General features: G+C 72.9%; 8 protein-coding genes. All 8 read left to right on the top strand.

Annotated features, from left to right (window positions below; all coding sequences use genetic code 11):
* The first annotated feature begins 7 nt into the window (after positions 1–7).
* Genes SK803_RS14285 through SK803_RS14320 form a run of 8 tightly spaced genes read left to right on the top strand, consistent with a single transcriptional unit; the run spans position 8 to position 13,307 of the window.
* Positions 8–361: a GPW/gp25 family protein gene (locus SK803_RS14285; protein WP_319966456.1), complete on the top strand. Its 354-nt coding sequence runs from the start codon at positions 8–10 to the stop codon at positions 359–361.
* Positions 361–2,484 (top strand): putative baseplate assembly protein, encoded by a 2,124-nt coding sequence (locus tag SK803_RS14290; RefSeq protein WP_319966457.1) that lies wholly within the window; start codon positions 361–363, stop codon positions 2,482–2,484. The genes SK803_RS14285 and SK803_RS14290 overlap by 1 nt, the downstream gene beginning before the upstream one ends.
* A complete protein-coding gene (locus SK803_RS14295) occupies positions 2,484–4,418 on the top strand; it encodes a phage tail protein I (protein ID WP_319966458.1) in 1,935 nt (644 codons plus the stop codon). Before SK803_RS14290 ends, SK803_RS14295 begins: the two co-directional genes overlap by 1 nt.
* Positions 4,415–5,929: a hypothetical protein gene (locus SK803_RS14300; protein WP_319966459.1), complete on the top strand. Its 1,515-nt coding sequence runs from the start codon at positions 4,415–4,417 to the stop codon at positions 5,927–5,929. The genes SK803_RS14295 and SK803_RS14300 overlap by 4 nt, the downstream gene beginning before the upstream one ends.
* The gene (locus SK803_RS14305; protein ID WP_319966460.1) at positions 5,922–7,853 is read left to right on the top strand and encodes an ATP-binding protein; all 1,932 of its coding nucleotides are present in this window, start codon (positions 5,922–5,924) and stop codon (positions 7,851–7,853) included. The genes SK803_RS14300 and SK803_RS14305 overlap by 8 nt, the downstream gene beginning before the upstream one ends.
* Positions 7,850–9,211, top strand: coding sequence for a hypothetical protein (locus SK803_RS14310; RefSeq protein ID WP_319966461.1), 1,362 nt, complete (start codon positions 7,850–7,852; stop codon positions 9,209–9,211). Before SK803_RS14305 ends, SK803_RS14310 begins: the two co-directional genes overlap by 4 nt.
* Positions 9,211–10,440, top strand: a complete 1,230-nt coding sequence (locus SK803_RS14315; RefSeq protein WP_319966462.1) for a hypothetical protein — start codon at positions 9,211–9,213, stop codon at positions 10,438–10,440. Before SK803_RS14310 ends, SK803_RS14315 begins: the two co-directional genes overlap by 1 nt.
* Positions 10,441–10,445: 5 nt before the next feature.
* Positions 10,446–13,307 carry a hypothetical protein gene (locus tag SK803_RS14320; RefSeq protein WP_319966463.1) on the top strand — a complete coding sequence of 954 codons (2,862 nt, stop codon included), beginning with the start codon at positions 10,446–10,448 and terminating at the stop codon, positions 13,305–13,307.
* The last annotated feature ends 1 nt before the right edge of the window (position 13,308 follow it).

The following is a 13,308-nucleotide window of genomic DNA, read 5'->3' on the forward strand; positions in this document are numbered from 1 at the left end:
TTTCCCCGTGCTGCCAACGCGACCGCACGGCGCGTTGACGACGTGTTCCGGCCCCGCGCTGGTCCGGCAGGCCGTCCGGCTGGTGCTGGTGACCGAGCCGGGCGAACGGATCATGCGGCCCGCGTTCGGCTGCGGCCTTCGGCAGTTCCTGATGGCGCCCAACACCCCCGGCACCCGCGCCGCCATCGCTGAGGCGGTGACCACGGCGCTCGCCACGTGGGAGCCGCGCATCACCCTGCGGGGCGTGGAGGTCGTGCCCGGTGAGGATCCTTCGGTCGCCGTCGTGACGGTTTCGTACGTGCACGCCCGTGACGGCAGCGCAGACGTGCTCCGGCTCGGTGTCGCGGTAGGAGGTCGCTGATGCCGTTCCCGCCTCCGGTCCTCGACGACCGCCGGTTCGCCGACCTGCTCGAGGAACTGAGCCGCCGCATCCCGGTGTACGCGCCGGAATGGACGGACCCGTCGCCGGCCGACCCCGGCATGACGCTGCTCGACCTGATGGCGTTCCTGGGCGAAAGCGTGCTGCATCGGTTCAACCAGATCCCGGACGCCACCCGCCTGTGGTTGCTGCGTCTGCTCGCGGTGCCACTGCACCCGGCTCATCCCGCTACCGGCCTGATCGTCTGCACACCTCGCACCGGCGCGGTCGTGCTGCCGTTCCCGTTCCTGGTCAAGGCCGGCGAGACGCGGTTCGAGACCAACGAGGACGTCACCGCACTGCCGGTGACCGCCATCGTCGCGGCCAAGATCGCCGCGGAGGCGCCGCTCGACGGCGACGACGACGTGTTGTCCAGAGCCGACGCCGCGCTGGACGCGGTCGAGGCGCCAGAGGACGCGAAACGGCTCTACTACACGACGGAGGTGCTGGGAGCGGCACCGCTCGACGTGCCGAACGCGGTCGACCACGCGTTGTGGCTCGCGCTGGTGGCTGTCGACGAGAAGGCCCGCGACACGTTGCTGGCCAAGGACTCCGTGCTCTCCGGCGCGGTGCTGAACGTCGGGGTGGTGCTCACACCGGACGTGCCGTCGCTGGTGAGCCAGGCCAGCGGTGAGCCGGCGGGCCAGATCACGTGGGTGGTGTCCACCCCGGACGACTCACCCCGGTACCGGGCCCTCGACATCGTGGCCGACGGCACCAGGGGACTGCGGCAGGACGGTGTGGTGCGGCTGCGGTTGCCGGACGTGACCGAGCTCGGCCTGGTCGAGCCACCCCCGGACGGCGCGGGCACAGGCGACTTCCCGCCGCCGCTCGAAGGCGACCCACCGGTGGTGTGCTGGCTGAGGGGCACGCCGGTCAGCGGAGGCCCGGACATCCCCGCGCTGCGGTGGGCGGGGGTGAACGCGGCGACGATCGTGCAGGCCGTCACGACCGCGCCGGAGTTCCTCGGCACCGGCACCGGCCAGCCTGGCCAGACCTACCCGTTCGCACACCGGCCGGTCCAGGACGCGGAGCTGACGGTCGTCGTGGAGGTCGAGGAACCGGGCGGATGGACGCCGTGGGTCCGCGTCGACTCGTTCGCCGCGAGTGCCCGCGATGACCGGCATTGGACGCTCGATGCCGAGGCGGGCACGGCGACGTTCGGCGACACGGTGCGAGGCCGCGCACCGCAGCAGAACGAACGCATTCGCGTGCTGCGCTACCGTTTCGGCGGCGGCGCGGAGGGCAACGTGCCCGCGGGCGCGATCGACAAGCACGAGTCGAACGAACAGGTCGACGTCACCAACCCGCAGCCCACCGCGGGTGGCGCTCCCGCGGAGACCCTCGCCGATGGGCTGGAACGCATTCCGGGCGAGTTCCGCAGGCACGATCGCGCGGTGACCCGCTCGGACTTCGCCGAGCTGGCACTCGCGACACCGGGCCGGGAGGTCGGGCGGGCCGAGTGTCTGCCGCTGTTCCACCCGCGCACCCGTGCGACCGACGCGGCCGGCGTGGTCACCGTCGTCGTGTGGCCGAGGCACGACCAGGCGCACCCGGACGCTCCCCGGCCGGAACGCGGGCTGCTGCGCCGGGTGTGCGCGCACCTCGACTCGCGCCGCCTGATCACGACCGAGCTGTACGTGGTACCGCCCGAGTACCGCAAGGTCGCGGTATCCGTCGCGGTGCGGGCGAAACCCGGTTACTCGGCGGATGCGGTCCGCCGCTGGGTCGAGCTGGTCATCCGGCAGTACCTGGCACCGCTGCCGCCGTTCGGGCCGGAGGGGCGCGGCTGGCCGCTCGGGCGCCGCGTGCACTCGCCGGAACTGCAGGCGGCCGCATTGCAGGTCGAGGGCGTCGAGTACATCGCATCGCTCGGCGTGGCCGAACTCGCCGAGGACGGTTCCTGGGTCGCGAGAACCGTGTTGCTGGAGCCCTGGGAGGTCGTCGAGCTCGCTGCGATCGTGGTCGTCGTGGGGGACGCGGCGCCGCCGTTCGGGACGCTGCCGCCGGGGCCGGACCTGGACGGCACGCCGGTGCCCGTGCCGGTGCCGAAGAAGGTGTGCTGATGGACGCCGGGCGTGAGGTGGCGATCGCGGTGGCCGCGCAGTGGCACCGGTGCGTCCACGTCCACACCGTCGTGGACGCGAGCGGCGTGGTGAGCCTTGAGTCGGTCGATGTCGAGCCTTCCTCGACGGCCGGTCCGGTCCCGCGCTCCGCGGGCCTCGCGGTCGGGCCCGATCGCCGGGTCTACCGTGCGATCCCGGAGGACGGCCGGATCGTCCGGTCGCCGTGGCGGCCGGGCACCCGCCAGTTCGCCTCCGAGGACGAGGATCTCCTCACGCCGCAACGTCTACGTGACGCCGGCGCGTTCACCGCGATTGGAACGACGGCCCCGCCCGTCGCCGCTACCGCACTCGCCGTGTCACCGGACGGCCTGCTGGCACTGGTCGACGCGACCGACGGAGCGGTGGTCGTCCTCGATCTGGTGGACGGCAGGCCGATCCGGCGGGAACGACTGTCCGCTGTGGACCTCGCGCTGGCCGGTGACGAGCTGCTGGTGTGCGTGGACGATCCGGCCCAGCCGTTGTGGCGGTTGCCGTGGCGACGGTCGCCGCGACCGGTGTCCGGAAGTGTGCCCGCGCGTCCGGCGCGGGTCGCGGTGGCGGAGGACGGTACGCGGTGGGTGCTGGCGGGCGAGCGCGTGTACGAGATCGGCGGCAAGAGGATCCTCGGGCCGGTCGCGGGTGCCACGGACGTCGAGGTCGACGGGCAGGGCAGGGTGGTCGTGGCCGGGCTGCCTGGCTCCGACTTCGCGCGCTACCTCGTCGGCGACGGGGTGAGCAGCACAGCACCGTTGCGGGCGCCGCGGTACGACGGACGTGGGCTCGCGCGCACCCCGGACGGGCGGATCGCCTACTGGGCGGGGAAAAGGCTGGGAGTCGGGTTCCCCGCCTCGGTCCGGTACCGCACCGAGGGCGAGGTGCGGACGTTCGCGTTGGACAGCGGCGGCTATGGGCGCCGCTGGGGGAGGATCTTCGTGGACGCGTGCGTGCCGGACGGGGCGGCGCTGCGGGTCGAGTGCCTCACTTCTGATGACGGAGAGCCGCCGCCGGCCACGGGGAAGAGCTTTGCCCTCCATCGGCGTGGACAGCCGGAACTGCCGTGGACGCGCGCGGACGACTTCGTGACGTACGAGGCTCCAGTCAACGCGCCACCTGGCCGATTCCTGTGGCTGGTGCTGACGTTGCGCGGCACTCCCGCCGTGACGCCCCGGGTGCGCGCGGTGCGCGTGGAGAAGGCCGCGCCCCATCTGATCGACAAGCTGCCCGCCGTGTACTCGGCGGAACCGAGGGCGGCGGCGTTCCTCGACCGGTACCTGACGATGCTCGCCGGGCCGTTGTTCGACGTCGAGGCCGCGGCCGAGGAACGCCATGTCCTGCTGGATCCCTCGGCCACGCCGGCGGAGCTGTTGCCGTGGCTGGCGTCGCTCGTCGGGCTGGTGCTGGACGACCGGTGGCCGGAGCCGGCGCGGCGCGAACTGATCGCGCGGGCGGTGCCGTTGTTCAGGGCGCGGGGCACGGCAGGCGCGTTGCGGGAGATGATCAAGATCCTGCTCGGCGTCGAACCTGTGCTGGTGGAACGGTTCCGCTTCCGTTCCGTGGCCGACCCCGACCGGGTGGACGCGGGTTTCGCCGAGCACGCGCACCGGTTCTCGGTCGTGGTGCGGGGGCGGCTGTCCTCGGCACAGGCCGCCGCGTTGCGGGACCTGCTGGACGAGCACCGCCCGGCGCACACGGTCGTGGAGATCTGCACCGCTGGTTCGGCACGGCTCGGGCTGGGGTGGCACCTGGCGCTCACCTCGGTGGTGGGGCCGGAAGCCGGGTTCGGCCAGCTGGCGGTCGGCGGCGTGGTCGGGCGGAACGCGGTGCTCGGCCGGCCGAGCGGTGGCCTGCGCGTCGGCGCGGGCCGGTTGGGTCAGGACGCGAGGGTCGAGCCATGACGTCCATCGACTGCTTCACCGTGCGCTGGCGTCTCGCCGAGGGGGAGCCGAAGCGGGACGACGTGCTGGACGCGTTGCTGAGTGGCGCGCTGGACGATGCGCTGGAGGCCTGCCGGATCGGGTGCGACGAGGAGATCGCGATCGCGTCCGTGGACGTTGAGCCACAACGCATCGGGACCGGTCAGTCCGTCGCGGACGCGGCCGTGGTGTGGGCGGAGGCCGTTGCCGCCGCGGTGACCGCGCGGATCACGACCGGCGGGCCTGGCGTCGTCCGCTACCCGAACCGGGTCGCGGCGGTGTCGGACCTGGTGCTGAGCCTGACGAACGGTGACTCGGCCCGGATGTGGGCGTGGCGCCGCCTGGGTCTGCCCTCTGGCGGTAGCGGATCCGAGATCGTGTGCGGTGGTCTGATCGAGGTCGCGGGTCAGGCACCCGCGCTGGTGGCGGCGCTGGCCCGCGCCGGGCGCCTGCCCGCGCTGGTCGATCTCGTGGGAACCGCTGGGGTGAGCCGGATCGCGGCCGCGGCCTGGCGGGCACTGAGCGCTGACCCGATCACCGCCGACGCCATGACGGCGGACTTCACCGTCGGCTCCACGGCCGCCGACCGGATCGACGCCGACCGCCCGAACGTCGGCCCGACCTACGTCGACTCCCCGACCGGTGCCCCGAACGACGCCGTTGCCGCCGACGGCACGGGCCATGACCACGTCGCCGCGGCGTCTGAGCCGCTGCGGGCCACAGAGTTGCTCCAAGACCGTGTCATGACCTCGCCTCTGGCCCGATTCGCCTGCGAAGCCACGGATCCTGTTCTCGCCACAGCCCTCGCGGCCCTAGCGGTGGCGGACACCGAACCCGCGGTCGTCTCTCGCGGCGAGGGCGGCCCGCTCGTCGCGGCGCTCGTCACCGGCCGACCGGTCCTCGACAGCTCCAGGATCCGCCAGGAGACGGACGTTTCGGCGTCTCCCGCAGCTTTGGCACTTCCGTCGTCCGGCGAGACCGCCGGTGCCGAGTCCACATCGGACCCGACGATCGTGGACCGACGCCGGCACACCACCGCCAACGCGGGAGTGCTGTTCGTCCTGCACGTCCTGGAGGACCCGCTGGAGTCGCGCTGGGCGTACTACCACCTCGCCCAGGAGTTGGTCGCGAGGTCCTCGATGGAAGGTGAGCCGCCCGCCACCGACGATCCCGCGCTGCTCGTGTTCTGCGGCCTGCCACCGGGCTCTGAGCCGCCGGAGCAACAACCGGACGACCCCGTCGAAGCACGCGCGGACGCTGTGATCGCCGCCGTCCGAGACCGGCTGACCGGCCGGGACCTGGCGCTGTGCGACGACACGGCGTTGCTGGCCGCGATCGTGCGCAGGCGGGGCGCGGTCGTCGCGGATCCGGGATGGATCGAGGTGGAGCTGGACCTGGACGAGGTGTCGGTGGACCTGCGGGCCGCCGGGCTCGACCTGGATCCGGGGTGGTTGCCCGAACTCGGCTGCGTCGTGAGGTTCCGCTATGTCTGACATCGCGCTGCTCGACCCGACCACGGCCGCCGCGGCCAGGTTGCACCACGGCGTGCTGGAGCTCGCCGGACGGCTCGGCCATCTGCTCGGTGACGACCACGAAGCCGCGGGTTTCCTGGCCGCACTGGGCGAACAGGCCGGACCGGGACCGGCGGGTCCGCACCCGATCGACCGGCTGGCCGTCGGTCTCGGCCTCACCCGCGCGGAGATCGACGTCGTGCTCCTCGCCGGTGCCGCCGAGGAGCACGAGGGACTCGCCAGCGTGCTGCGCGGTCTGCATCCGGGACACCTGCCCGTGGCGACCTGCGGCCTTGTCGCGGCGCTGGCCGAGGCGGGCCTGCTGCACGACGCGCCGGACGATCCGGTCGAGGCACGGCTCTGGGCGCGCTCACAGCTGACCGGGGCGCTGGACCTGGTGCTGGTGCAGGGACACGGGCCTTTCGCGGAACGTGGCCTGATCCTGCCCGAGGGGTTGTGGACGGCGTTGCGCGGCGATCCCGGCTGGCCGGCGGGCGCCCGCGAGATCGACACCGGCGCGATCGGTCCGCTGGGCCTGCGCGCCGAACAGCTCAGCGCCGCACTCGTCGCGTGCGCGAACGGCGTGCCCGTCACGGTCGTCGTCGACGGTGCGGGCGACCCGGTCGGAGCGGCCATGCGGCTCACTCCGCTGCTCGCGGGCGGGGGAGCGAACCCCGTCGTTCTCACCGTGCCCGCGTTGCCCACCGCCGCGGGCAGGGCGATCACGCTTGCGGCGCTGGCGCGAGGTACGACCCCGGTGCTGGTGGCGGACGACCTGCCGGACGGCGTCGCGGCGCTCGACGGCGTGCCCGCGCCGTCGGTCCTGGTGACGTCCGGCCCGGTTCGGATCGGCACGACCAGCCGGGCGGTGTTGCCGGTGCGTGTGCCGCCGCCCAGCCGGTCCCAGCGACGACAACTGTGGGCGCGGCTGACACCGGACTGCCCGGACGCCGCCGAGGTCGTGCCGCCGGGTTGCGGCGTCGCCGTCGCGACCGAGCTGGCACGTGACGCGGCGACTGCCGCGTTGTTGAGCGGAACCCATGTGCGCCAACGAGACCTGCGGGCCGCGTTGGACATCCGGGGCGGCGACCGCACACCGGCCGGTGTGCAGCGCATCCGCCCGGTCGCGGGCTGGGACGACCTCGTTCTGCCCGAGGACCGGCTCACCCAGCTGCACGAGGCGGTCGCCAGGGTCCGTGCGCAGGACGTGGTGCTGGGGCGCTGGGGGTTCCTGGCCGACCGGCCGGGCCGCTACGGCGTGCGCGCGTTGTTCTGTGGGCCGCCGGGCACCGGCAAGACGCTCGCCGGCGAGGTGCTGGCCGGTGCGATGGGCCGCGACCTGCTCGTGGTCGACCTGTCCCGGATGACGTCCAAGTGGATCGGGGAGACCGAGAAGAACCTCGCCGAGGCGTTCGACGCGGCCGAACGCGGGGACGCCGTCCTGCTGTTCGACGAGGCCGACGCCCTGTTCGGCAAGCGAACCGAGGTCGGCGACGCGCGCGACCGTTACGCGAACCTGGAGACGGCCTATCTGCTGTCGCGGCTGTCCTGGTTCGACGGGGTCGCGGTGCTCGCCACGAACCTGCGGCACAACGTCGATCCGGCGTTCACCCGGCGGCTGGAGTTCGTCGTCGCGTTCGACCCGCCGGACGAGGAGCAACGAGTTCTGCTGTGGCGGCGCCATCTTCCGGCCACCGCGCCACTCGCGGCCGACGTGGACCTCGGTCTGCTCGCGCTTCGCTATCCGGTGACCGGTGCGCTCATCCGCAACGCGGCCGTGGCCGCCGCCTTCCTGGCCGCCGAGGCGGGCACCCCGATCGGCGCCGCCCAGCTCGCCTGGGCGATGCGCCGTGAGTACGCCAAGGCAGGCCGCGCCTATCCCGCGATTTCCGAGGAGTCACCGTGACGACGCCACTGACCGAGCTGGCCGACGACAGAGCGAAGCGGGCCACGGCCGCCGTGGCGGCGTTCGAGACGAAGCTGGCGGCTGCGGGCGGCGCGCTCGCCGCCGCCAGGGCGGCCGCCGCGGAGGCCGCCACCCGGCTCGAAACGTTGCGGCAGCTGGAGAAGGAGCTGCGTGCGAAGCTGGGGGTCGCGCCGTTGCCCGCGGACGCCGAGCACCTGAGCGACGAGCTGGAACAGACGCTGGTCGCCCTGCTCGACGCCGTGGCGTCGGCCGCCGCCACGGCCGACGCTCTCGGTGCGGCGCAACGGGATCACGCCCGAATCGCGGGCGTGCTGACCGAGGCGTCCCTCGCCAGGTCCGTCGCCGTCGACGCCGCGGTCACCGTCCACGAGGAGGCAGCTCGCATCGCCGCCTGGCGCGCGGCGCTCGCCGGTCGGCCTGTGACCGACGCGCTGGCCGCAGCCAAGACCGCGAGCGGCGAGGAGCCGTACACCAAGGCCCGCGATCGGCTCTTCGGCGTGGTCGACGCACCCTTGCCCGCCGGCAAGAAGCCCACCAACGCCCATCCGTTCGGGCAAGGGATGCTCGACCTGCTGCACGCCCGCGCGGAGGAAGCCAACGCCAGAAGAGCCCACGTCGAGGCTTCGTGTGCCCGCGTCGCGTCGCTCGTCGGCACCGCAGCCGCCCACGCCGCATCCGAACGGGAGGCGGTGGTCGAGCGGGTCCGGCGCCTGGCGACCGGTGCGGTCGGCGACGTGGAGGCGGTGACGGTGACCTGTCAGGAGATCGCGGACGGGCCGCTGCCGACCGCCGCCGAGCAGGGGAGCCTCGACGGCCTGCACGACGCCGCACTTCTCGTCAGCCAGAAGCAACGCGCGGTCTTCACGGCAGCGCAGGCGTGGCGGGACAGCACCAAGGCGTTCGACGAGAAGGCGCTGACCGAGATCGCCGCGGATCCGGCGTTCGACCCCGCGACGTCGGACGCGGTGAAGGCCGAACGCGAAGCCGTCGACAAGGCCGTCGCAGACCTCAAGACCGCGCAGGACGAGTTCGCCAAGGTGCGTGAGGACCTCGACGTGTGGCAGGTCGCGCTTCCCGACCAGACCAAGGCACACCTCGTGGCGCTGTTCGACGTCGGCGACACGCTGGCCCGGCTGACCGCCGAACCGGTCGCGACCCTGCTCGGCGGGCTCGATGCCGCCGACCAGGCGCTGGCCGACGCGCTGAAGGCACAGGACACCCGGGAAGCCGTGGCCACCCGGTTCGCGCGGGAACTCGCCGACCGGGCGGGCGACGAGGACGCCGTGCTCGCGACGGCCGGCGACCGGCGGGCCGCGCTGATCAGAGGGGAGGGATGATGATCACGCCCGACGTGTCCGCGCCCATCCCCGCGACCGATCCGTTCACCACCCTCGCCCCGCACTTCGGGATGCTGCTCGGCGTCTCGGACCTGGAGGCCGTCGTCGGCCACGCCTGGGCGAAGTCGAGACTCCACAACTCCTGGCAGCACGGAGAAAGCGTGATCTGGGGCTTCGCGCTCTCCGTCGACCCGCCGACCCGCGAGGTGCGCGTCGGCGCCGGCCTCGGCCAGGACTCGCTCGGCCACGAGCTCAGCCTCCCCGCGACCTACTGCCTCGACCTCGCCGCCTGGTGGGAGCAGCACAAGGCCGACCTCGGCCCGCCCGGCCAGCCGTTCGACGCGCACGTGGTGGCCCGGTTCCGCGCCTGCCTCGCTCGTCCCGTGCCCGCCGTGGTGTCGCCGTGCGAAGGCGCCGATGCCGAGACCGCCTACTCGCGGCTCGCCGAGACCGTCGAGCTGTTCTTGCTGCCCGGCAAGGCGGATCGCCCGGCGGACCGCTATCCGCGGCTGCGGGCGTTCCTCGGCCTGGGTGGTGCCGATCCGGACTCGGACGCCCAACGGCAGAGGGTCGCGGCCACCGAGCCGGGGGAGAGGACGACGGCGTGGCTCGCGGCGGTCCGCAGACTGGCCGCGGCGGACGGCATCGACCGCAAACCGGCCGGCGCAGGGCACTTCCCCGGTCCGGAACCGGATCCGGACAAGCCCGCGACCGGCGCGCTGGTGCTGGGCAACCTGATCGGGCTGACCCTCACGCAGACCGATCCGCCGCAGGCATCCGTGGCGGAGATCGACTACAGCGTTCGTCCGTCTCATGTGGACACAGTGACCTTGCTCGAGCTCGCGGCGCGCGGCGAGGCCGACGCGGGCGGTCCGCGGGTGAAGTCGGTCCGCACTGCGGGCAAGGTGATCCACGTCGAGGTCACGCGAGCCGTTGTGCCCACGACGTTGTCGGCGTCCGTGCAGTCGTACGACCCGGCGACCGGGTGGCGTCCGGTGGCCGTCACCGGTCTCGGCTACACCGCGCCGGACATCACGATCGACCTGACCACCAGGCCGGCGAACAACACCCGGCTGCGGATCGTGCTCCCCGGCACCGGTCCGGCGCCGGTCGTCGCCGACGAGGCAGGCGTGCCCGTCGCGCTCGCCGGAGTCGTGGGCGGTCCGCCCGCGGGCCGTGACGAGGGCCGGGACGTCGTTCTCAGCCTGGTTTTCCCGAAGGAGGCCTGAGCGTCATGGCGGACGTGGTGCTGACCGGCGCCGTCGACGGCTACGCGGTGCTGCCCGCCGCGACACCGTTGACCCGCTTGAACTTCTTCGACGGCAGGCGGCTCAGCGGCGCCGACCTGCGGGCCGAGCAACAGGCCGGGCGGGAGCTGACGTTCGCGCTCGGCCGTGTGGGCGGTCCCGGTGTCGGCCACGGCATGGATGTCACGCTGAGCGGCGAGAAGCTGACCGTGACGCCGGGGCTCGTGATCGACCCGCCCGGCCGGGTCCTGCTGCTCACCCAGCCGGTCACCGCCACGGTCGCCGCGATCCTCGCCGCGACCGAAGGCCGGACGAAACCGCCACCGAAGCCAGGCGGCAAGGCCAGGTTCGACCTGTGTGACATCGCGGTCGAGGAGACACCGGCCGTCACGGCGCAAGGCGTCGCCCTGTACGTCCTCACGGTGGGCTGGGTCGAAGGCCTGTGCGGCAACGCCGAGGTGTTCGGCGCCGCGTGCGAGACAGCCTGCGTGACTGCCACAGATCGCACCTATCGCATCGACGGCGTCGTCCTGCGGCTGCGGCCGCTTCTGCTCGACTCGCCACTGCCGGGGTCCACGACCGTCCCGCTCACCGGCGAGCACCTCCGGTCGAGGGTCGCCGCCGCGTACTTCTCCGACGAACGCGCCGACGGGGGCCCTCAGCTCTCCGCGGTGTCGAAGGCGTGGTGTCACGGCGCCACCGGACCGACGGGGAGAGAGGTTCCTCTCGCCGTGCTCGGCCGGGCCGGCGACAGCACGGTGTTCCTCGACGAGTGGACGGCCCGGCGCGAGCGCGTGGAGACCCCGGCGGGCAGGCAGTTCGACGGCCGGATCGCCGCCCGGCCCCTGTCGGTGTTCTCCGCCCAACTGGGCCAGTTCCAGTGCCACCTGGCCGATGTCGTGCTGCCGCTGAGGTCGGATCGGAAACTGATCGACGCGGGAATCGTGGAGGTCCCTCCGTTCGGCTACCTGGAGATGCCACCCGGTGTCGACGTGCTGGCCGCGTCCAGCCTGATGCTCGGGCCCGGTGTGGACGTGCGGCTCGTGCCGACGCCGGCCGACCTCGTGCCGCGGGAGGCGGAGTCGGTCCGGCACCGCGACCGGATCCCGTTGCTGGCCGGGGTGGACGACCCGGCGCGAAAGGTGCCCGTCGACGTCCTCGTGCCGGGCGCGGTGAGCTTCCGCCGCCCGCTGCCGCTTCCCAGGCCGCGGACCATCAGAGCCACTCTCGGTGCCGACGGGCTGGAGTTGCTGGGGTCGGGAGATGTCCGGCCACGCGGCGAGGGTTTCACCGTGTCCGCGGCGGTGCTCGGCGGAGCGTCCAGCCAGCAGGCCGCAGCGTCCTTTGTGGAGGGTTTGGCGCGTGGGGAGGTCGCGGTACCGCCGCCCGCCAGGTCTTCACTCGACCTGAACGCGTTGCGAGACGTCGCGGCCGAGGCCGGCGCCCACGCCGTCAAGGCGAGGGGCGATCTGTCGAACGCCGGCCTGTTCTCCGCGCGGTTCAGTCGCGACGAGGCCAAGCCGCTGGCCGTCTACGGCACGCTCACCGTCGACCGGAATCCGTTCGAGACCGGAGACGCGATCGTCAGCGCCCAGCTCGACGCTTACACACCCGGTGGCGGGGCGGCCTTCGCGTCCGTCGAGGCGATCGGACGGCTGCGCCCGATCGACGGCGGGCGGCTGCGGTTCACCGGCCAGCTCACGGCGGGACCGGGTTCGATGCCGGCGCGGTTCGAGGCGGACGTCGCCACCGACGGCGAGGGGTGGGTGATCACCGCGGGCGAGGTGACCTTGCGCCTGACCACAGGTGATGATCAGTCCGACCACGCCGACGTGGCGCTGCGGCTGTTGCGCGGTGGGAGGGTCGACGACCCGACGTTCTACGAGAGTGCCCGCGAGGCGGTCTTCGGCGCAGCACTCGTGGTGGGCAGGGCGCCTGTCTTCACCAATCAGGGCTGGGTCGCGTTCAAACGGCGTGACCCAGAGCCGCCCGCGCCTCCGGTCACCACCAGGACGGTCCTGCTGTGGGAGGCGACCGCCGACAACGTCGAGGAAGCCAGGCTGGCCGAACGCTCGCTGCGCGCGGGCCTGCCGGTCAGGCTGGTGTTCAAGCGCGTCACCGAGGTCGTGTTCCGGACCGGCTCGGCGGAGCTGGTCACCACGGCGGCCGAGCTGCGGGCCGCGTACCAGGCCAGCGGCGGGGCGCCGGTGGTGCAGTTCTTCGGCTACGGCCCGCCGGAGATGATGCCCGCGGGACCGGCTCGGGTCGAGGCGATCCGGACGGCACTGGGACCGCTGCTCGTCACGGACACGGCCACGGTCGACGCCGTACCCGACCCGCCGACCGACCTGCTGGCTCCGCAGACCGACGGGAGCATGTTCCTCATCGTGTACCCGAGGCCGGTGCGGACGGCGACGCTGCAGGTGGTGGGACTGGACCTCAACTTCGCGGACCAGAGCTCGGCGAAACTCGCGGCAACGGCGCTGCGCGACCGCGACGGGGCGAGGTTCCAGACCACGATCGGCGCGGCCGTGACGTCGCTCGGCACGATCTCGCTCACCGAGTCGCAGATCGACCCGAAGTTCGTGGCGCAGGCCGTCAAGGTGACGTCCAAGGTGGTCAGCGGGCTGGTGGTCGACACGAACACCCCTGTGCTGTGGCTGGACGGTCAGTGGGCGAACGGCGAGCCCAGGATCGTCGACGTGATGGTCGACGCCTGCAAGCAGATCGCGGGAGGAACCAAGGGACAGCTCCTGCCACCCGCGCTTGAGCTGCGCGACGTCCAGACCGTGGTGCTGGACACGACGCAGCGCAACGGCCTGCTCATCTACCAGTTCCGGAAGGGCTGAG

The organism is Lentzea miocenica, from assembly GCF_033949945.1.
Lineage (GTDB): Bacteria > Actinomycetota > Actinomycetes > Mycobacteriales > Pseudonocardiaceae > Lentzea > Lentzea miocenica.